Here is a 19909-nt window from a genome sequence, read left to right as displayed (position 1 = left end):
GCCGGAGGTCGCGCGGGCTCCTGCGGGCTCCCGCGGCCCGTCGTTCACCGGTGCGGCATCGCGTGCGTCCCGTGGAGGCACAAGGTGGTCCGGCCCCCCGCCGTAGGGCCGGACCACCTCCACCGACCCGCTGGTGGGTGCGGGTCAGTGGGTCTCGGTCAGGCCGGACTCGTCCGTACCGCCCGTCTGGTCACCGGCGCCCTGCTGCCCGTTGCCGGCTCCTTGTTCTGCGTTGCCGGCGCCCTGCTGTCCGTTGCCGGCGCCCTGTTCTCCGTCCCCGGCGCCCTGCTGGTCCTCCGCGCCCTGCTCGCCGACGGCGCCGTCCTCCGCGCCCCCGGCGCCTTCCTCCGCTCCCCCTGTGCCGTCGTCCGCTCCCCCGGCGCCCGCCGCGTCGCCGGTGCCGGTGCCGTCCAGCGTCGCGCCCACCGCCTCCAGCGCGGTGGTGACCGGCTGGAAGAACGTCTCCCCGCCGACCGTGCAGTCCCCGCTGCCGCCGGAGGTCAGACCGAGGGCGAGGCCGTCCTGGGTGAACATCGCGCCGCCGCTGTCGCCGGGTTCGGCGCAGACGTTCGTCTGGATGAGGCCGGTGACGGTGCCCTCCGGGTAGTTGACGGTGGCGTCCAGACCGGTGATCGTGCCGTCGGCGAGTCCCGTGGTGCTGCCCATGCGGAACACCTGCTGGCCGACGGCCGCCTCGGCCGCCTGGAGGATCGGGACGCGCCGGCCCTCGGCGTTCACCTCGCTGGGCGCCTCGGTCGCGGGGTCGTCGTACTTGACGAGGGCGAAGTCGCCCTGGCCGGGGAAGACAGCCTGGTCGACGGTGCCGATGGGGGCTCCGCCCTGGGTGTCGGACCACTGCGCCGCAGCGACACCGCAGTGACCGGCGGTCAGGAAGGCGGGGGTGCCGTCGCCCGCGGTGACGTTGAAGCCGAGGGAGCAGCGGGCGCCCCCGCCGAAGATGGCGTCGCCTCCGGAGGCGAAGGTCTTGAAGGTGCCGGTGGACCTGCGCAAGGTGGCCATGCCGGGACCGAGTTCGCGCACGGTGGACTCCAGCGTGTCCCAGTCGCCGCCGGCGACGGTGCTGTCGGCGGTGACGAGGATCTTGTTGCTCCTGGGGTCGACGGCCCACGCGGTGCCGGGGATGGTGGCCTCGCTCTTCAGGGTCCGCGCGGCGGCCTCGAGTTCGGTGGTGCTGTTGTCCACCTCGCGGACCGCCGCGCCCGCCTTCTTGGCCTGGACGACGAGCTGGTTGTTGTCGCCGACCACGTTGACGACGAGCTGCTGCCGGTCCGCGTCGTAGTACGACCCGGCGAAGGCGTCGCCGAGGAGCCCGGAGAGCCGGGCGGCGAGGTCCGAGGCGTCCGCGGCGCGCAGGGTCCTCGGGGCGGCCTTGGTGTCCGCCGTGCCGTCCTGGGACGCGTTGGCGTTCGGCAGCAGGAGGGCCGCCGCTCCGAGCGCCGCCACGCCGCCGACGGCCAGCACGGCCTTGCGCTTCGGAATTCGCTTGTGACTCAAGACTTCTCGACCTCCTGGGGGGACCGGGTCCGTGCCGCCGGTGGCGGCTGCTGGGGGCGCCTGGATGGCCACTGGTACGCAGGGCGGGTGCGCGGCGTTCAATCGGGTGTGCGACACCGGCCGGATCGCGGTGCGGACCGCGGGGTTGGGGGGAAAGGTCTCCCCATGACGATGACCACGGCCGACGCCGAGAAGATCCTCTCCGCCAACTTCGCCCCCTGGGTGCTGGAACTGGGCCTCAGGGTCGAGGCGTTGGGCAGTGACCGGGCGACGCTGCGGCTGCCCTGGTCGGACCGGCTGGCGCGGGAGGGCGGTGCGCTGTCGGGGCAGGCGCTGATGGCCGCGGCGGACACGACGACGGTGATCGCGGTGTCGGCGGCGCGGGGCGGCTTCGTGCCGATGACGACGGTTCAGCAGTCGACGTCCTTCCAGCGCGCGGTGACCGGCGCGGACGTCCTGGTGACGGCGGTGCTCACCAAGCTGGGCCGCCGGATGGCGTTCGCCGATGTCGCGCTGAGGGCGGAGCCGTCGGGGGATCTCGCGGCGCAGGCCAGCACGGTCTACGCCCTGCTGGGCTGACACGGTCCTCGCCCAGGCCGGACCGACGGTCGTCACCCGGGCCGGACCGACGGTCCTCGCCCAGCCGGGCGCGCCGCCGGACGGGCCCCCGCCCGCCGCGCGCCCCCCGACGCGGTCCTCACCCCGCCGCGCCGGCACGGCCCTCCGCACCACCGGCCCCTCACCCTCGGGGACCGGTCGGTCGCTTCGCGTCACGACCGTGAAGCGGAACGCGGGCTTCAGGGGATCTGCACATCGCATGCCCAAGGGGCTCACCGGACGCCGTCGATCCGCACACCCCCGCGGGGCCGGGTACGCCATTGGGGCGGGTGTGCCGGATTCGCCGCGCGGACGGCAAGGGGCGGCGTGCGCCGATGCCGTGCGGCATGTGAAGAAGTCGCCGACACGGCGTGCGCGCACCTGCACGGTTGCGACCGCCCGGGCGGCAAAGGCGCTGGTGAGAAGGGTCGTTGAGTGGAGGACGAAGGTCGCCGCGTGCTTTGATCCATCGCACCGCGGGGGCCGCGAGGGCGCCCTGCACGGGGCGCCCGGCGCCCGCGGTCGCGGCCGTCCGTCTGTCCCCCAGAGGGGGCCGCTCCCCCCTTGTGAGATATCCATACGAAGGGAAGTTCCATCATGAACTCCACCCCCCAGGTTGAGACCGTCGAGATCTCCGACGCCGAGCTCGACAACGTCTCCGGCGGCCTGCAGGTGAACGCCGTGGGCACCGTCACCGGCCTGGTGGAGGGCATCGCCCCCGTTTCCGGCCTGCTCAACACGGCCGTCGGCACGGTCGAGGGTGTCACCGGCCTGAACACCGCCCCGGTCACCAGCCTGGTCGCCGGTCTCTGATCGCACCCCAGGGTGCCCCGCCGAGTCCCGGAGCCGTGTCCCGGCTCCGGGACTCTTCGGATCCCGTCGCGCGTGCGCGGCGTCCCGTGATCAGTGCAGTCCCCGCAGTTCACCCGGTGAGGGAAGTTCCGTGCAGTTCCGCCAGCAGGCCCTCGCCAGGCTCCAGTCCCCCGAGGAGCTGGACCTGCCCGTACGGCTCGCCCGTCCGCAGGGCTGGCTCGTGCTGGCCGTGACGGTGATCGCCATGGCCGCCGCCTCGGTGTGGGCGGTGACCGGCAGTGTCTCCTCCACCGTGAGCGCGCCCGCGATCCTCACCCACGGCCGGGGCAGCTACGTCCTGCAGAGCCCCGTCGCGGGCCAGGTCACCGCGGTCCTGGCGAAGGAGGGTGAGCGGCTGCCCGCGGACTCCCCCCTGCTGAGGGTGCGGACCGCCGGGGGCGAGACCGTGGTCCGCACGATCGCCGCGGGCCGGCTGACCGCGCTGGCCGCGACGATCGGCCAGATCGTCCCGACCGGCGCGAACGTGGCCGCCGTGGAGAAGGTCACCGCGAAGGACGCCCCGCTGTACGCGACCGTGTACGTTCCCGCGGAGAACGCCTCCGCCATCCCCGCCGACGCCCCCGTGGACCTCACCGTGCAGACGGTGCCGACGCAGGAGTACGGCGTGCTGCGCGGCCACGTGGAGTCCGTGGACCGCACGCCCCAGACCGCCCAGCGGATCGGCGCGTTCCTCGGTGACCGCCAGCTCGGCGAGCAGTTCACCGAGGACGGCCGTCCCGTCGCCGTACTGGTCCGCCTGGACCGGTCCGCGGCGACGCCCAGCGGGTACGCCTGGTCGACCACGGACGGCCCGCCGCATCCCCTCACCTCCATGACGCTGGCCACCGGCGCCATCCGCCTGGCCGACCAGCGTCCCGTCGATTGGCTGCTGCCGTGACCGCCACCGCCGAGGAAACCCGGGGCCGTCGCCGGGCCGCCCCGCCGCGGCGCACGGTCCCCAAGGGCCGCCGCCGCCCCGTGCGCACCCCCACCGTGCTCCAGATGGAGGCCGTCGAGTGCGGCGCCGCCTCCCTGGCGATGGTGCTCGGCCACTACGGCAGGCACGTCCCGCTGGAGGAGCTGCGCATCGCCTGCGGTGTCTCCCGCGACGGCTCGCGCGCCAGCAATCTGCTGAAGGCGGCGCGCGGTTACGGCCTGACCGCCAAGGGCATGCAGATGGACCTGGCCGCCCTCGCCGAGGTCAAGGCGCCGGCCGTGCTGTTCTGGGAGTTCAACCACTACGTCGTCTACGACGGCATGGGCCGCCGGTTCGGCCGTCGCGGCGTGTGGGTCAACGACCCCGGCAAGGGCCGCCGGTTCGTGCCGATGGAGGACTTCGACGGCAGCTTCACCGGTGTGGTGCTGGTGATGGAGCCGGGCGAGGACTTCACCCGGGGCGGGCGCAGGCCCGGTGTGCTCGGCGCGATGCCCGCCCGGCTGCGCGGCACGGCGGGCACGCTGCCCGCCGCGGTGCTGGCGAGCCTGCTGCTGGTGCTGGTCGGAGCGGCGGTGCCGGCGCTGAGCCGGACGTACATCGACATGTTCCTGATCGGCGGCCGCACCTCGCTGCTCGGTGTGCTGTTCACGTCCATGGGCGCGTGCGTGCTGCTGACGCTGGCGCTGACCTGGCTGCAGCAGGCGAACCTGCACCACGGCCGGATCGTCTCCTCGACCCTGTCCAGCGCCCGCTTCCTGCGCCATCTGCTGCGGCTGCCGGTCACCTTCTTCTCCCAGCGCAGCCCGGCCGACCTGGTGCAGCGGCTCCAGTCGAACGACGCGGTCGCCGAGACCCTCGCCCGCGACCTGGCGGCGGCGGGCGTGGACGCGGTGGTCGTGGTGCTCTACGCGGTGCTGCTCTACACGTACGACCCGCAGCTGACGTTCGTCGGCGTCGGGGTGGCGCTGCTGAACGTCGTCGCGATGCGGGTGGTGATCCGGCTGCGCGCGACCCGGACGGCGAAGCTGCGCGCGGACAACGCCCGGCTGACGAACACCGCCTACTCCGGTCTCCAGCTCATCGAGACGATGAAGGCGACCGGCGGCGAGGACGGCTACTTCCGCAAGTGGGCCGGGCAGCACGCGACCACCCTGGAGGAGCAGCAGCGGCTCGGTGTGCCGAGCGCCTGGCTCGGCGTGGTGGCGCCGACGCTGGCCACGCTGAACAGCGCGCTGATCCTGTGGATCGGCGGGATGCGGGCCGTCGAGGGCCATGTCTCGGTGGGTCTGCTGGTCGCCTTCCAGGCGCTGGTCACCCGCTTCAGCGCCCCGCTGACCCGGCTGAACGGCGTCGCGGGCCGCATCCAGGACTTCGCGGCGGACGTGGCCCGGCTGAAGGACGTGGAGAACTTCCGCGCGGACCCGCTCTACGACCGTCCGGGCGGCGATTCGGCACGGCGGCTGCACGGGCACGTGCGGCTGGAGAACATCACCTTCGGCTACAGCCCGCTCGACAAGCCGCTGCTGACGGGCTTCGACCTGACCGTCGGACCGGGGCAGCAGGTCGCGCTGGTCGGTGGCTCGGGCAGCGGCAAGTCGACGGTGTCCCGGCTGATCGCCGGTCTGTACACCCCGTGGGAGGGTGTCATCCGGATCGACGGGCAGCGCCTGGAGGACATTCCGCGCGGGGCCCTCGCGGCCTCCGTCTCCTTCGTCGACCAGGACGTGTTCCTGTTCGAGGGCACGGTCCGCGACAACGTGGCGCTGTGGGATCCGTCGATCCCGGACGACGCGGTCGAGGAGGCGCTGCGGGACGCGGCGCTGTACGACGTGGTGATGCGCCGTCCGGGCGGCATCCGCAGCCGGGTCGAGCAGGACGGGCGGAACTTCTCCGGCGGGCAGCGCCAGCGCCTGGAGATCGCCCGGGCACTGGTGCGCCGCCCCAGCGTCCTGGTGCTGGACGAGGTGACCAGCGCGCTCGACGCGGAGACGGAGCTGGTGGTGATGGACAACCTGCGGCGGCGCGGCTGCGCGTGCGTGGTGATCGCGCACCGGCTGTCCACCGTGCGGGACAGCGACGAGATCGTGGTCCTCCAGCACGGCACGGTCGTCGAACGCGGGCGGCACGAGGAGCTGGTGGCGCGCGGCGGCGCGTACGCGGCGCTGGTCAGGGAGCGGTGAGATGACGACGGCCGACGACGGCGACCTGGTCCTCGGGGCGCTGGGCTCACTGGGCGTGCCGGTCGACGGGTCGGCCCTGACCCGGCTCGACCTGGCGGGTCCGCAGGTGCTGTGGCTGGTCGCGGCGGGTGCGCTGGACCTGTTCGCGGTGGACGCGGCGCAGCAGGGCACCTGGCACCACCTGGGCCGCCTGGAGGCGGGCACCCTGCTGCTCGGTCCGGTCGCGGGAGCGCGGCACACGCTGGTGGCCAGGCCGGTGCGGGACTGCGTGGTGCGCCGTATCGGCCTGCGCGAGCTGTACCAGCCGGCGGCCGGCCAGACGTGGTCGTACGACGAGTACGGCAACCCGCGGTACGTGCCGCCGGCGACGAGCCCGCTGGAGCACGCCCTCGCGCTGGGCGTGGGCCGCGGTCTGTCGGTGCTCTTCCAGGCGCCGATGGCGTCCCAGGGCGCGGCCGGGGTGGCCGACGACGACGTGTTCTGGATGCAGGTGCCGCCCGGCAGCGTCCAGTACGGCGCGCTGTACGGCGCGGAGGCCGCCGCCGACCTGCTGATGGACCCGGCGGTGTGGCAGAGCATGGTGGACCAGCAGTACCGCCTGCTGACCACGCTCGACCGCTGGATCGAGCAGCTGGAGCGCACCCACGAGACGCGCACCGCGGCCGGCATCCAGGCCGGTGAGCGGGTTCGCGCGCAGGCCGACCGGACGCTGCTGGCGGCCATCGGGCGCCCCTCGGAGCGGCGCGTCACGGCCGCCGACACGGACGCCACCTACGCGGCGTGCCGGCTGGTGGCCCGGACGGCCGGGATCACGCTCGCCGACCCGGGGCACGGCGGCGCCGAGAGCGACCGCCTCGACCCGGTCGAGCGGATCGCGCTCGCCTCCCGGGTGCGCACCCGGGCGGTCCGGCTGGACGGCGCCTGGTGGCGGGAGGACGTCGGTCCGCTGGTCGGCCGGCGGGCGCTGTCCGGGGCGCCGGTCGCGCTGCTGTGGCGGCGCGGGGGCTATGTGGCCGTCCATCCGGCGACCGGCCGCCGGACGCCGGTCGAGAAGGCGAACGCGGCCGAGTTCGAGCCGCGCGCGGTGATGTTCTACCGGCCGCTGCCGGACCGCCCGCCCGGCCCGCTGGGGCTGCTGCGGTTCTGCGTGCGGGGCACCCGCCGCGATCTGACGGCGCTGCTGCTCAGCGGGCTGGTGACGGTGGCGATCGGCGCACTGGTGCCGGTCGCCACCGGCAAGGTGCTCGGCGAGTACGTGCCGAAGGCGCAGGCCGGCCTGATCGGGCCGGTGTGCGCGGCGGTGATCGTCGGCGGTGTGGTCGCGGCGGCGTTCATGCTGCTGCAGAACCTGACGATCCTGCGGCTGGAGGGCCGGATCGAGGCGTCGCTCCAGCCGGCGGTGTGGGACCGGCTGCTGCGGCTGCCGACGAGGTTCTTCGCGGGGCGGTCCACCGGCGAGCTGGCGAGCGCGGCGATGGGCGTCAGCGCCGTCCGGTGGCTGCTGGCGGGCGTCGGGCCCACGGTCGCCCAGTCGGTGACGGTCGGGGCGGTGAACCTGGGCCTGCTGCTCTGGTACAGCGCGCCGATGGCGCTGGCGGCGCTGGGCATGCTCGTGGTCATCGCCGCCGTCTTCCTGGGCCTCGGACTGTGGCAGGTGCGGTGGCAGCGGCGGCTGACGGTGCTCACCAACCGGCTGAACAACCAGGCGTTCCAGACCCTGCGGGGCCTGCCGAAGCTGCGGGTGGCGGCGGCGGAGAACTACGCGTACGCCGCGTGGGCGGGTGAGTTCGCGCGCAGCCGGGAGCTCCAGCAGCGGCTCGGCCGGATCAAGAACCTGAGCGCGGTGCTCGGCGCCGTCCACCTGCCGCTGTGCTCGCTGGCGATGTTCATGCTGCTCGCCGGTCCGGCTCGGGGCGCGATGTCGGCGGCCGACTTCCTGGCCTTCCACACCTCGGTGACCATGCTGCTCACCTCGGTCACCCAGTTGACCGGCGCGTTCGTGTCGCTGGTCGCGGCACTGCCGCTGTACGAGCAGATCAAGCCGGTGCTGCGGGAGCTGCCGGAGGTGCGCACGGCCAGCACCCGGCCGGGACGGCTGTCCGGCGCGATCGAGGCACGGCGGCTCTCCTTCCGCTACTCCGACGACGGGCCGCTGGTCCTCGACGACGTCTCGTTCGCCGTCCGGCCAGGGGAGTTCGTGGCGATCGTCGGGCCGAGCGGCTGCGGCAAGTCGACGCTGCTGCGGCTGCTGATCGGCTTCGACCCTCCCACCTCGGGCAGCGTCCTCTACGACGGGCAGGACCTGGCCGCGCTCGACCGGTCGGCCGTGCGGCGGCAGTGCGGGGTGGTGCTCCAGCACGCCCAGCCGTTCACCGGGTCGATCCTGGACGTCATCTGCGGCACCGAGCCGTACACCCAGGAGGAGGCGATGGCGGCGGCCGAGATGGCGGGGCTCGCGGACGACATCCGGCGCATGCCGATGGGTCTGCACACCATCGTCGCGGGCAACGAAGCGGTCTCGGGCGGCCAGCGACAGCGGCTGATGATCGCGCAGGCGCTGATCCGCCGGCCCCGCATCCTCTTCTTCGACGAGGCGACCAGCGCGCTGGACAACGAGACCCAGCGGCGGGTCATCGAGAGCACCAAGGCGCTCCGGGCCACCCGGGTCGTCATCGCGCACCGGCTGTCGACCGTGCTGGACGCCGACCGGGTGATCGTGATGGAGGACGGCAAGGTCGCCCAGCAGGGCCCGCCGGCCCAGCTCCTCGCCGACACGGGAGGGCGGCTGCACGAGCTGGTCCGCCGGCAGCTGGCCTGAATCCGGCGGGCGCGTCCGGGTGCGGGCGGCTCGCGGGCGCCGTGCTCCCGCCGCGCGCCGATCCTCGTGCCCCGGCGCGCCGTACCGTGATCATCCCGCCGGGGACTGGCGGGGTGCGTATCCGGGTACTCGCACTGTCATGCGAATCAGCGTGGTGGACGTGGGCTCCAAGACGGTGCGGCTCGTCGTGGCCGACGCGGAGGGCGGCGTGCCGCTGCCCGTGCACACCGCCAAGTGGCGGCTGCGTCTCGCCGACGAGGTGCAGCCCGGCGCGCCGATCCCGCAGACCGCCGTCGACCGCCTCGCCGAGGCCGTCGCCGAGGCCGACCTGACCGCGGGCAAGTGGGGCGCGGCCGGTCCGCTGGCCTTCGCGACCGCCGTGGTACGGGCCGCGCCCAACCGCCGTGAGGTGCTGCAGGCCGTGCGCCGGCGCACCGGTGTGGAGCTGTGCACGCTGCCCGGCGAACTGGAGGCGGAGCTGACGTTCCTCGCCGCGCGGCGCTGGATGGGCTGGCGGTCCGGGCCGCTCGCCCTGCTGGACATCGGCGGCGGTTCCCTGGAGGTGGCGTTCGGCCGCGGGCGGCTGCCGGACTACGTGGCCTCGCTGCCGCTGGGCGCGGGCCGGCTGACCCACGAGTTCTTCACCGGCGAGGACCCGCCGTCGCCCGAGCAGGTGCGGGCGCTGCGCCGCAAGGTCCGCCACCAGCTGCGGGACGCCGGGGCCCGGATCCGCTGGGAGGGGCCGCGCACCGCCGTCGCCACCTCCCGCACCTTCCAGCAGCTCGGCCGGCTGTGCGGGGCCGCGCCGGGGCGGCACGGGCCGTTCGCGGAGCGGCAGCTGCGCCGCGCCGATCTGCGGGGGGCGGTGGAGCGGCTGTCCGCGCTGCCCGCCGCCGAGCGGGCCCTGCTGCCCGGCATCTCCGCGCCGCGCGCCGGCCAGAGCCTGGCCGGCGCGCTGGTCGCGCACACGGCGATGAAGGTGACCGGCCTGCGCTCGCTCACCGTCTGCCCGTGGGCGATCCGGGAGGGCGTGCTGCTGCGCCACGTCGAGGACGGCCCGTCCTGGTGGGCGGGGGTCTGCCGGCTCGACGAGGAACCCGCCGGTGCGGAACCGGTGCCGCTGCGCATCGCGAGCACCACATCCTGACCCTGCGACAGTGAAGGAGCGGCCCCGTGTCGGCCGAAGAGAAGCACCCCGACGACAAGCACTCCCACGACCACGACCGCCGCGGCGAACAGCCGGAGACCGCGTTCGAGGAGGTCCTCCAGGAGATCCTGGACGAGGAACGGCGGGTGCGCGACACCGACGAACAGCGGCGCCGGCGGGGCGAGGCCGGAGAGGCCATCACCCCGAACACCCGGGCGCAGGAGGAGTCCGAGGGCGAGTGAGCGGCACGGACGGCGGGCCGGTCCGCCCCGGCCCGGGAAGGCGCCGCCCTCGCCGTCGCGGCGGCGTGGTCCCCCGCCGACGGCCGGGTTCTCGCTGATGGCGGCGGCGCGGGGGCGCGGACGGCCCGTACCGGGGTACCTGTGTGCCATGGAACACGAAGCACAGCGACTGCCCACGCCCCGCGGCCCCCTCTCGGCGGCCGTGCTGGACTGCCTGCGGGCCGGCGGCCCGGCCCCGGATGCCGGGTCGGCCGCGGACGCGGACCCGTACGGCGACGACCTCCAGCTCGCCCTGTACCTCTGTTACGAGCTGCACTACCGCGGTTTCGAGGGGGTGGCCCCGGAACGCGAGTGGGACCCGGAGGTGCTTCGCGTCCGGGCGGCGCTGGAGCGGTGCTTCCTGTCCGCGCTCCGGGCGGACGCCCCGGTGCACGACTCCGTCGAGGACGCCGTCGCCGATCTGCTGGTCGAGCCGGCCGACGCCGCCGGCGTCTCGCACTTCCTGCGGGACGAGGGCGAGCTGTGGCACCTGCGGGAGTACGCCGCCCAGCGCTCCCTGTACCACCTGAAGGAGGCGGATCCGCACGCCTGGGTGCTGCCCCGGCTGCGCGGCCGGGCGAAGGCGGCGATGGCGGCGGTGGAGTTCGACGAGTTCGGCGGCGGGCGCGCCGACCGGGTGCACGCCCGGCTGTTCGCCGACCTCATGACGGATCTGGGCCTGGACACCGCCTACGGCCACTATCTGGAGGAGGCCGCCGCGGAGGCGCTGGCCACGGTGAACATGATGTCCCTGTTCGGACTGCACCGCGCCCTTCGGGGCGCCCTCGTCGGCCACTTCGCCGCCGTCGAGATCACCTCGTCGCCCGGTTCCCGGCGGCTGGCGGAGGCGATGCGGCGCAACCAGGCCGGGCCGGCCGCCGAACACTTCTACGACGAGCACGTGGAGGCGGACGCGGTGCACGAGCAGGTGGTCCGCCACGAGGTCATCGCCGGTCTGCTGGAGGACGAACCGCAGCTCGCCCGGGACGTGGCGTTCGGGATCGACGCCACGAACCTGCTGGAGGACCGCCTCGCGGACCGGCTGCTGTCCGACTGGCGGGCGGGCCGGTCCTCACTGCGCTCACGCGCCACTTCCGCTATCTCCCATATTTCCTGAATGATCGGGTACTGGGAGGGGGTGAATACCTTCCTCGCACCCGGCGTCTACCGACCGCAGGAGGACACGTCCCTCCTGGCGGCGGCCCTGTCCGACGAGCCGCTCCCACCGGACGCGAGCGTCCTGGACGTGGGCACCGGCAGCGGCGCGCTGGCCCTGGAGGCCGCGCGCCGCGGCACCCGTGTCACGGCTGTGGACGTGTCCCGTCGGGCGGTGTGGACCGCGCGGATCAACGCCCGGCTGTCCCGGCTCCCGGTGCGCATCCGGCGCGGCGATCTGTTCGAGCCGGTGCGCGGCCAGCGCTTCGACCTGATCCTGGCCAACCCGCCGTACGTGCCCGCCCCGAACGGCGGGCTCCCCCCTCGTGGCCGGGCCAGGGCCTGGGACGCGGGGCGTGACGGGCGGCTGCTGGTGGACCGCATCTGCCGGGAGGCACCCGGCCTGCTGCGGCCGGGCGGGGTCCTGCTGATGGTCCACTCGGCGCTCAGCGATCCGGAGCGGACGGTGGCGCGCCTGCGCGAGGCGGGACTCAAGGCGGCCGTGACGCGGCGCTCGCGGATACCTTTCGGCCCGGTGCTGAGCGCCCGCGCGGACTGGCTGCGGGAGCGGGGCCTGCTGGGGCCCGCCGAGGAGAGCGAAGAGCTGGTGGTGGTCCGTGCCGAACTCCCCGTCTGACCGGCCTCGCCGGATCCGGGCCCGCCGCGAGGGCCCGATGCTCGTCGAGGGCCCGGTGGAGATAGAACTGGAGGACGGTACGACCGTCTCCTCCGACCGTTTCCGGGTCGCACTGTGCACCTGCCGGCGCAGCCGGCGGTTCCCCTGGTGCGACACCAGCCACCGCGACAAGTCGCGGGGCCACTGATCGAGAGGCCGGCGGGCGGCCCCACTCCGCCCGCCGGCCCCTGTCACGAGACCGCCCGGACCGTGACAGGAACCCGCACTCCCCACCTGCGGCCTCCTGCTGCCATCACGGCGCCGGCGCGATCCCGGCCTTTAGAACGCGTACACGCTGGAGGCGGTCGCGTTCATGACGCACTCGTTGGGGAAGGTGCGCTCGTAGGAGACCCGCTGCCCCTGCCAGACACCGTCGACGGTGACGACCACGGGGTCGTACTCGCGGGTGCACAGGATGCCGCTCTCGCCCCCCAGGGCGGTGAAGTCACCGTCGACGCGGCGCAGTTCGGCGCACGCCGAGACCGGGTCCGGGTGCGTGCCGGACGGCCTCGGGGTACACGACAGGGTCACGGCGCGTTCGGGGGTGACTCCGATCGCGGCCTCGCCGTGGCCCATGGTCAGGACCAGGGCGGAGGGGGCGTAGAGGGTGTCGGGCGCCGCCTGGGCGGTCCCGGCCAGGGGTGCGGCAAGCGCGGTGGCTGCGAGGGCGAGGGTCGCTGCCCGGCGCGCGAAGTTCCGCATTGTGTGCTTCCTTCCGCTCGATTGCGTTGAGTGCCGGACCGCACGCGGTGAGTACCGACCGGCGAGCGCGAGTCTGCCGAGTCCGCCGCCGAAACTCACATCGACCCCATGGATTTCGGTAACCTTGCGTATTGAATCAGTGGCGTGAAGTTACGGTGTTCGAACGTTCCAACCCCCAATCTGCGCGGATCTTGATCGTTTCGAGTGGCCGAATGGCCGGTTTCACCGGTCTCGTTAATCGGCTTGAAACATTCCGAATCTGTCGCACACCGGCCCCCACCGGTCGCCCGGCGTTCAACCTCAGGTGGTCGAACCATCCACTTCACACACGGAAGATGGATGAACCATCCTCTGGTCCCGGCTCCGCTCCCGGCCGTACGCTCGCCCGCTCCCCCGACGAGCGCCGCTCCCCCGCCACGGGAATCCGCGCGCACCGGCCGATCCCCCTGCCGCGTACCGGCCGGTATGGTCGGCGTTCGGCGCAGGCTCGACGGCGGGAGGCGGACGGATGGCCCAGCACTGGGCGGACTTCCAGTACGAGATCTACCTGGGCGGGATGACGGGGGCGATACCCCGGCTGCCCACCGACCTGACCCGGCTGGAAGAGCTGACCGAGCGGCGGCTCGGCCCCGGACCGGTCGGCTACGTCGCGGGCGGCGCCGGCGACGGCAGCACCGCCCGCGCCAACCGGGCCGCCCTGCGGCGGCGGCGGATCGTGCCGCGCATGCTGCGCGACGTCCACGAACGCGACCTGTCCGTCGAGGTGCTGGGCCGGACACTGCCCGCCCCGCTGGCGCTCGCCCCGGTCGGTGTGCTGTCCATCCTGCACCCCGACGCCGAGCCGGCCGCCGCCCGGGCCGCCGCCGCGCAGGGCGTGCCGTACATCCTGTCCTCGGCGTCCAGCACGCCGCTGGAGCAGGTGGCGGAGGCCATGGGCGACGCGGAGCGCTGGTTCCAGCTGTACTGGGCCAAGGACCGGGAGGTGACGCGCAGTTTCCTCGACCGGGCGAAGCGGGCGGGATTCAGCGTCCTCGTGGTCACGCTGGACACCCCGCTGCTCGCGTGGCGGCCCCGCGACCTCGACCAGGCGTACCTTCCGTTCCTGCACGGCGTCGGCACCGCCAACTACTTCACGGACCCGGCGTTCCGGGCCGGCCTCGCCAGGCCGGTGCACGAGGATCCGGACGCGGCCGTGCTGCACTTCGTCGGCATGTTCGCCGACCCCGGGAAGACCTGGCCCGACCTGGCGTTCCTGCGCGAGCAGTGGGACGGCCCCATCGTCCTCAAGGGCGTCCTGCACCCGGACGACGCCCGGCTCGCCGCCGAGGCCGGGATGGACGGGGTGGTGGTGTCCAACCACGGCGGACGTCAGGTGGCCGGTTCGGTGGCCGCGGCCGACGCGCTGCCCCGGGTCGCCGAGGCGGTCGGGGACCGGCTCACCGTCCTGTTCGACAGCGGCATCCGCACCGGCGACGACATCGTGAAGGCGCTGGCGCTCGGCGCGCGGGCGGTGCTCGTCGGACGGCCGTACGCCTACGGGCTCGCCCTCGACGGGCAGGCGGGCGTCGAGCACGTCGTCCGCTGCCTGCTCGCCGAACTCGACCTGACCCTCGCCCTGTCGGGCCACGCCACGCCCGGCAGTGTGAGCGCCGCCGACCTCGTGGAGGACGGCGCGTGACCGCCCGGCGGAACGTCTCGCGGTGAGCCCCGCCCCGCACGGGCGGCCGAACGGCCGGCACGGGCCTCGCCCGCCGCTGACCCGCCTCCCCCCGCCGCCGGTGTGACCCGCGAAGCGCCTGTGGCATCACCACGGGCGCCGCAGGCGACGCGACCCCGGAGGGGTCCTCTCCGGGCCCACGGGACCCGAGAGGACCCGTCGGGCCCGCCGGAAGCAACGGTCAGTGCGGCTCCGGCAGGGCCGCCTGGCGGGCCGTCGCGGCGCTCGTCCCGGCGGCCGACAGGGAGTCCGCCCCGGTGGTGGCCGGGTCGGCGGACCAGCGTTGCGCCGGGGAACCGTCGCGCACCTTGACAACCAGGTCGGCGCCGGGCGCGTCGGTGGCGGGCGCGAGGGCGAGCTGCTCGTCCCAGCGGGGCAGGAACTCGCCCCGCGGGGTGAGGTCGTAGCGCACGTCGTCCCCGCGCTCGTCGTCCGCGTCGGCGCAGGTGCCGAGGATGACCACCCCGGCGTCCGCGTGCGAGTCGAGGCAGAGCCCCGGGTCGGCCACACTGCGCAGCAGTCCGTCGTTCTCGTACGACCACTGCTGGCTCCACTCCTCCGAGCAGGCCGCCGGTCCGGCCTCGGCGCCCGCCTTCGGCTCGCCCCGGATGTCGAGGCACAGGCCGGTGGCCGCGTTGCGGAACCTCGTCTGCCGGGGTGCGCTCGGCAGCCGGGCGGCGTCCGGCGGCACGGTGGCCGCACCGGTGCCGGGTGCGGCCGAGTCGCCGCGGTCGGCCGCGCCCGCGGAGGCCGCGGGGTCCGCGTCACCGTCGTACGACAGGCTGGTGGCCAGGACCGTCGCGAGCAGTCCGGCGGAGGCGATGCCCACGCCGGTGCGCAGTGCCCGGGCGGAGCGGGCCGCCGCACCGGGGAACCGGGGCAGCACGCGGGGACGCCCCGCGCGACGGGTGCCGCGGGTGCGCGGACGGTGCTGGGCGCGGCCGGGGCGGGAGTCGAGGTAGCGGCGGGCGCCCCAGCCGAGCACCGCCTCGGCGAGCAGCGCGCCGAGTCCGTTCTCGACCTGGCTCAGCTGGTCCGCGGCGTCCCGGCAGTGCCGGCACTCGGCCAGGTGGTCCTGGACTTCGGGGAGCAGGGCGCCGCCGCGCCGGATCGGCACGTCCAGCAAGCGGTTGTGGAAACGGCAGTCGGGACCGGGGGCGAGTTGCCGATGGGCACGGACGCAGCCTTCCCGGAATTTCTCCCGGGCCTGTTCCAGGGCGATCGCCGCGGTGTCGGTGTCCATGCCGAGCAGTGCGGCCGGGAAGTCGAGCGGTTCGGCTTCGACTTCGGTGTGCCACAGCAGACAGCGGGCCGGCCCGGGAAGCTCGTGGAAAGCGCGTTCGGCGAGCTTGCGGTTTTCCGGAGTCATGGACTTGGCGGCGCGCATACCGCGCCCTCCGGCGGGTTTCCGCAACTCGGGCAGGACGGCGGCTATTCGGTCTTCGGCCGACCACTGCCGCACGGTGTCCCGCACGGTGACGAGCAGCCGCGGGCGCAGCGCGACGCCGCTGTCGCCGAGGGTGAGCCGGTCCAGGACCTGGTGGCAGGCGGCGGTGGTGACCATGGCGGCGACCTGCGTGTTCGACGCGAGGCAGATGCTCGCGTAGGAGTGCGCTGACGGCCAGTGACGGGCCAGCAACTGTGCGGCAGCCCGGGAGGCTTCGGCGTCCGGCACGCCGCTGAGCCGGGCGGCCAGACTTTCGTCGGAGGGGCCGGGGACGCCGTCGGGGAACGGCGGTGGAGCAGGGTGGGGGGTGAGCACTGAGCGGTTTCCTTCCCACGTATATGGGACAGCCGGGAGTTCTGTTCGCCGAAAGGATCCGGACGTGGAAGCCGGACTTGGTGCATACCTTTTTGGCGCGCTATCGGGAGCAGAAATTCCCGGTGGATCACCTTCGCACAACCGAGTCGTGCGCAACAAGGCAACCGGGCAACATCAGCCACACTGAGAGAAAGTCAGATCGGGCGCCAACTGGCGCTCCGCGCCCCGCCATTCGCCTTTGTCCGCGCCCCGCGTGAAACCGGCGCCCGCGGGGCGGAGGCACGCATGGTCCCGTCGCCGGGCGCCGCGCCGCGCACCGGTGCCGGATCCTTCGCCGGATCGCGCGCCGCGGCCGCCGGCCGCGCCCTCCCGCCGTCCCCCTCACCCTCGCCCCGTGGCCTCCCCGGGGAACTCGCCGGCGCCGGGGCAGGGACCGGATCCGTGACGGAGTGTCAGATCTGCCAGGAGCGCAGCCGGTCGGCGGCGCCGTAGACGTCGGTCCTGCCGTCCATCAGGTCGCGGGCGAGGTCGACGAGGGCGCCGTAGGGCGGGTCGATGCCGGCGCCGCTGACGAACATGTAGGCCACGGCGGTGGCGCAGGCGAAGCGGGCGTTCGCCGAGGGCAGCGGGCGCAGCAGGGCGAGGGTGTGCAGCAGCGCGGCGGCCCGCCAGGCCGGGTCGGAGTCGACGCCGAGCCGGGGCGGGTCGACGCGGTGCCGGGCGACGGCCGCCACCAGCGCGGAGAAGTCGTTGATGGTCGGCTGGTCCGGGAGGACCTCTTCGTGCCGCTGGAGCAGCCAGGGCACGTCGATGTGGAGGACGGGTGCCATCGTCAGGCGGCCCGTCCCTCGCCGCCGGCGGGCGGCTCGTCATCGGGGAAGGCTGCCGCGAACTCGTCGGCGTGGGCGGTGAAGAAGCGGCGGAAGGCCTCCGCGCCTTCCTTCAGTGCCCGGTGCCGGGCGATGTCGGCCGCGGCGGCCTCACGGACGAGGGCCTTCATCGACGTCCCGCGCTCCTTGGCGATCTGCCGCAGGTCCTCCAGCTCGCGCTCACTGAACTCCACGTTGAGGGCTGGCATGGCCTCACGGTACCGCGCGGGTACTTGCCCGTAAATATCCCCAGCTCAGAGGGGCCGTACAACGGTACCGAGAGGTTCGAAAGCGGTCGGGACCGATGCGATCCGTATCACATTCGAACCTCTCGGGCACCTTCACGGACGTGTTCAGCCCTGGTCCGCCACGAAGGCGGCCACCCGGGCCAGGGCCGCGTTCCAGTTGATCGTGATCTCGTTGGTCGACCACGACTGGATGTCGTCGATGTAGCAGAACTGGCCGACGCACCCCTGGAGCTTGCTCTGCGCCAGCGGGTCCTGGATGCTCGAGTTCGGGCCGCCGGACAGCGAGCCGGCCGGCGGGTTCGGCAGCTTCGGGTCGAGCTGACGGGCGTACCAGCGGCTGTGCTGGTTCTGTGCGCTCACTTCGCCGTAGCCGGTGACGTAGGAGATGTTGAGCGCGTTGCGGCCCAGGACGTAGTCCATGGTCTGGACCGCCCCGTCACGGTACTTGGCGGCACCCGTGAGGTCGTACGCCGTGGCCAGCACGACGGCGTTGTTCAGCACCTGGTGGGTGGAGCCCCAGTCGTACTTGTTGTCCGCGGGGGCGTACGGCAGGCCGTAGGGGTGGGCCTTCAGGGTGGCCAGATAGCGGTCGGCGCCCTGCACGACGGACCGGCGGACCTTGTCCCGGCCGGGCAGCCCGCTGGGCACGGTGGCCAGGTCGAGCCGGGCCGCCGCGGCGGTGCGGGCCCAGTCGAAGCCGGTCGGGCCGAAGATGTCGGCGGTGTGCACCGGGGAGCCCAGGACGTGGTCCGCGAACCGCCGCTCACCGGTGGTGAGGTACAGCTCGGCCGCCGCCCAGTAGAACTCGTCGTCGACGGCCCGGTCCGGGTAGGCGCCGCCGCCGATGCCGTCGTTCTCGTCCGCGTACACGGCCGGGTGCGCCTCGGCCGCGGCCCAGGCCTTGCGCGCGGCGGTGAGCGCGCGCGCCGCGAACCGGGGGTCGTAGGGCTTGTAGAGCCGGGCCGCCTGGGCGGCGACCGCCGCGAGGTTCAGGGTCGCCGCGGTGGTCGGCGGGTGCAGCTCGCGCTTCTGCGGGTCGTCGCTCGGCAGCAGCGGCAGCCCGGTCCAGTTCTCGTCGTGGATTTTGTGGTGGGCCATGCCGGCCAGCGGCTGCCCGTCCGGGACCTGCATCTTCAGCAGGAAGTCCAGCTCCCAGCGCACCTCGTCGAGCAGGTCGGGCACCTTGTTGCCGCTCTCGGGGATGGCGAGGGTGCCGTCACGGAACCGCTCGACCTCGCCGGTGCGGGCGTGCCGGGCGCGCTCGTAGGTGCTCAGCAGCTCCCAGACGGAGATGCCGCCGTTCACGACGTACTTGCCGTGGTCGCCCGCGTCGTACCAGCCGCCGGAGACGTCGAGCCGGTAGTCGCACACACCCGGCTGGCACGGCACGTCGGTGTCGCCCTGGTTGGGCGCCACCCCGACGTGGCCGGCCGGGCGGCCGTAGCCCGGCCGCAGGTCGTCGCGGATCGCGAGGCCGCTGCGCTGGGTGTAGTAGAACTTCGCCGCGTCGGTGGCGAGCCGGTCGTAGGCGGCGGTGCCGATGTCGAAGGGGCGGCTGGTCTGCCCGTCGGCGACCAGGGTGAACCCCTCGCCGCGCACCCGGTACGCGCCGAAGTCGACGGAGTGCACGTTCTGCCCGGAGGAGGCGTCGGTGCCGCGCGGCACGGTCCAGCCGCGGGCGACCACGGCGCCGCCGGCGTTCTTCAGCTGCCAGGGCAGCCGCTGGGTCGCGTCGGTGACGAGGGTGGCGTTCTTCGGCCCGGCGGGCAGGTAGGCGACCTGGTTCACGCGGACGCGGGGCCCGGTGTCGGGCTCGTACGGCTCGGGCGCCACCCCGCCGAGCAGCGACACGTCGTCCATGCAGAACCGCCAGGGCTCGGCGCTGCCGCCGAGCTGGAAGCCGACCTGGGCCTGGGTGGTGTCGACGGGCGAGGTGAAGGTGTACGAGTAGCTGTTGCCGGAGACGCTGAGCTGCGGGCTGACCTCGAACCAGGTGTCGTACGGGGCCACCGAGAGGCCGACGATGGCGCGGACCGTGTGGTCGGCGGGGGCGCCGTCGGCGTAGAAGGAGAAGCGGTACGACTCCCCCTTCACCAGGGTGAGGTCGTTCTGGCCGACGGCGGCGTCCCAGCGGTTGGCGGTGCCCCCGGGGACGTCGGCGCACAGCCGCCCGGCGGACAGGCCGGCGGTGACGTTGCTGGAGGCCCACCAGGGCTCGGTGGTGCTGTCGAAGGTGCCGTTCCTGACCTGTTCGACCTCGTCGGCCTGGGCCGGAACGGTGGTGAGCGCCGTGCCGATGAGTGCCGTCAGGGACAGCAGCGCGGCGGTTCTGCGTCGTTTCACGTCGGGGCTCCTCGGGAGGTGCGGGTGGCGCTCCAAGGTCATGGGAGCGCTCCCAAGTTGCGGACGCAGGCCATCGTTGTGGGAGTCACGACGTGACGTCAACGGTCCGG

17 protein-coding genes are annotated in these 19909 nt (G+C 73.9%); 11 read left to right on the top strand and 6 right to left on the bottom strand.

From position 1 onward, the window contains the following. Positions 1-144: 144 nt before the first annotated feature. Entirely contained in the window at positions 145-1515 is a 1371-nt protein-coding gene (locus SGLAU_RS29675; protein WP_043505632.1) for a S1 family peptidase, read from the bottom strand. Positions 1516-1680: 165 nt separating this feature from the next. Between SGLAU_RS29675 and SGLAU_RS29670 the strand changes: the two genes are divergently transcribed. The 10 genes from SGLAU_RS29670 to SGLAU_RS29625 all read left to right on the top strand — a co-directional run bounded on the left by SGLAU_RS29670 (position 1681) and on the right by SGLAU_RS29625 (position 12306). Further along, positions 1681-2094 (top strand): PaaI family thioesterase, encoded by a 414-nt coding sequence (locus SGLAU_RS29670; protein ID WP_043505631.1) that lies wholly within the window; start codon positions 1681-1683, stop codon positions 2092-2094. Positions 2095-2709: 615 nt separating this feature from the next. Further along, the gene (locus SGLAU_RS29665; protein WP_043505630.1) at positions 2710-2925 is read left to right on the top strand and encodes a hypothetical protein; all 216 of its coding nucleotides are present in this window, start codon (positions 2710-2712) and stop codon (positions 2923-2925) included. A gap of 130 nt (positions 2926-3055) precedes the next feature. Further along, the gene (locus SGLAU_RS29660) at positions 3056-3862 is read left to right on the top strand and encodes an HlyD family efflux transporter periplasmic adaptor subunit (protein ID WP_043505629.1); all 807 of its coding nucleotides are present in this window, start codon (positions 3056-3058) and stop codon (positions 3860-3862) included. Beyond that, positions 3859-6081, top strand: coding sequence for an NHLP family bacteriocin export ABC transporter peptidase/permease/ATPase subunit (locus SGLAU_RS29655; protein WP_043505628.1), 2223 nt, complete (start codon positions 3859-3861; stop codon positions 6079-6081). Before SGLAU_RS29660 ends, SGLAU_RS29655 begins: the two co-directional genes overlap by 4 nt. Position 6082: 1 nt before the next feature. Then, the gene (locus SGLAU_RS29650) at positions 6083-8899 is read left to right on the top strand and encodes an NHLP bacteriocin export ABC transporter permease/ATPase subunit (protein WP_043505626.1); all 2817 of its coding nucleotides are present in this window, start codon (positions 6083-6085) and stop codon (positions 8897-8899) included. Between the two features lie 139 nt (positions 8900-9038). Continuing rightward, positions 9039-10046 carry a hypothetical protein gene (locus SGLAU_RS29645; protein ID WP_043505625.1) on the top strand — a complete coding sequence of 336 codons (1008 nt, stop codon included), beginning with the start codon at positions 9039-9041 and terminating at the stop codon, positions 10044-10046. 26 nt (positions 10047-10072) lie between these two features. Further along, positions 10073-10288, top strand: a complete 216-nt coding sequence (locus SGLAU_RS29640) for a hypothetical protein (protein WP_043505624.1) — start codon at positions 10073-10075, stop codon at positions 10286-10288. Positions 10289-10436: 148 nt separating this feature from the next. Next, positions 10437-11444: an iron-containing redox enzyme family protein gene (locus SGLAU_RS29635; protein WP_043505623.1), complete on the top strand. Its 1008-nt coding sequence runs from the start codon at positions 10437-10439 to the stop codon at positions 11442-11444. Further along, a complete protein-coding gene (locus SGLAU_RS29630) occupies positions 11445-12119 on the top strand; it encodes a HemK2/MTQ2 family protein methyltransferase (RefSeq protein WP_043505621.1) in 675 nt (224 codons plus the stop codon). Continuing rightward, entirely contained in the window at positions 12100-12306 is a 207-nt protein-coding gene (locus SGLAU_RS29625) for a CDGSH iron-sulfur domain-containing protein (RefSeq protein WP_043505620.1), read from the top strand. The genes SGLAU_RS29630 and SGLAU_RS29625 overlap by 20 nt, the downstream gene beginning before the upstream one ends. A gap of 131 nt (positions 12307-12437) precedes the next feature. Here SGLAU_RS29625 and SGLAU_RS29620 read toward each other — a convergent pair whose 3' ends face one another. Next, a complete protein-coding gene (locus tag SGLAU_RS29620) occupies positions 12438-12860 on the bottom strand; it encodes a subtilase-type protease inhibitor (protein WP_043505619.1) in 423 nt (140 codons plus the stop codon). 508 nt (positions 12861-13368) lie between these two features. On the opposite strand from SGLAU_RS29620, the gene SGLAU_RS29615 reads away from it, so the two are divergent. Further along, positions 13369-14538, top strand: coding sequence for a lactate 2-monooxygenase (locus SGLAU_RS29615; RefSeq protein ID WP_043505618.1), 1170 nt, complete (start codon positions 13369-13371; stop codon positions 14536-14538). Between the two features lie 220 nt (positions 14539-14758). On the opposite strand, the gene SGLAU_RS29610 is transcribed toward SGLAU_RS29615, so the two are convergent. The 4 genes from SGLAU_RS29610 to SGLAU_RS29595 all read right to left on the bottom strand — a co-directional run bounded on the left by SGLAU_RS29610 (position 14759) and on the right by SGLAU_RS29595 (position 19799). Next, positions 14759-16339 (bottom strand): RICIN domain-containing protein, encoded by a 1581-nt coding sequence (locus SGLAU_RS29610; protein ID WP_043505617.1) that lies wholly within the window; start codon positions 16337-16339, stop codon positions 14759-14761. Positions 16340-16791: 452 nt separating this feature from the next. Further along, on the bottom strand, positions 16792-17169 hold the full coding sequence (locus SGLAU_RS29605; RefSeq protein ID WP_043505615.1) for a hypothetical protein: 378 nt from the start codon (positions 17167-17169) through the stop codon (positions 16792-16794). A gap of 2 nt (positions 17170-17171) precedes the next feature. After that, the gene (locus SGLAU_RS29600; protein WP_043505614.1) at positions 17172-17417 is read right to left on the bottom strand and encodes a hypothetical protein; all 246 of its coding nucleotides are present in this window, start codon (positions 17415-17417) and stop codon (positions 17172-17174) included. Between the two features lie 144 nt (positions 17418-17561). Next, entirely contained in the window at positions 17562-19799 is a 2238-nt protein-coding gene (locus tag SGLAU_RS29595) for a glycoside hydrolase family 9 protein (protein WP_043505613.1), read from the bottom strand. Between the last annotated feature and the right edge of the window lie 110 nt (positions 19800-19909).

The organism is Streptomyces glaucescens (genome assembly GCF_000761215.1).
Lineage (GTDB): Bacteria > Actinomycetota > Actinomycetes > Streptomycetales > Streptomycetaceae > Streptomyces > Streptomyces glaucescens_B.
This window is presented reverse-complemented; position numbering and strand designations above follow the sequence as displayed.

What these genes read in the sequence shown, in the direction of transcription:
- SGLAU_RS29670 (WP_043505631.1), top strand. Translation starts at nt 1,681, where the DNA reads ATGACGATGACCACGGCCGACGCCGAGAAGATCCTCTCCGCCAACTTC.
- SGLAU_RS29665 (WP_043505630.1), top strand. Translation starts at nt 2,710, where the DNA reads ATGAACTCCACCCCCCAGGTTGAGACCGTCGAGATCTCCGACGCCGAG.
- SGLAU_RS29650 (WP_043505626.1), top strand. Translation starts at nt 6,083, where the DNA reads ATGACGACGGCCGACGACGGCGACCTGGTCCTCGGGGCGCTGGGCTCA.
- SGLAU_RS29645 (WP_043505625.1), top strand. Translation starts at nt 9,039, where the DNA reads ATGCGAATCAGCGTGGTGGACGTGGGCTCCAAGACGGTGCGGCTCGTC.
- SGLAU_RS29635 (WP_043505623.1), top strand. Translation starts at nt 10,437, where the DNA reads ATGGAACACGAAGCACAGCGACTGCCCACGCCCCGCGGCCCCCTCTCG.
- SGLAU_RS29630 (WP_043505621.1), top strand. Translation starts at nt 11,445, where the DNA reads ATGATCGGGTACTGGGAGGGGGTGAATACCTTCCTCGCACCCGGCGTC.
- SGLAU_RS29620 (WP_043505619.1), bottom strand. Translation starts at nt 12,860, where the DNA reads ATGCGGAACTTCGCGCGCCGGGCAGCGACCCTCGCCCTCGCAGCCACC.
- SGLAU_RS29615 (WP_043505618.1), top strand. Translation starts at nt 13,369, where the DNA reads ATGGCCCAGCACTGGGCGGACTTCCAGTACGAGATCTACCTGGGCGGG.
- SGLAU_RS29605 (WP_043505615.1), bottom strand. Translation starts at nt 17,169, where the DNA reads ATGGCACCCGTCCTCCACATCGACGTGCCCTGGCTGCTCCAGCGGCAC.
- SGLAU_RS29600 (WP_043505614.1), bottom strand. Translation starts at nt 17,417, where the DNA reads ATGCCAGCCCTCAACGTGGAGTTCAGTGAGCGCGAGCTGGAGGACCTG.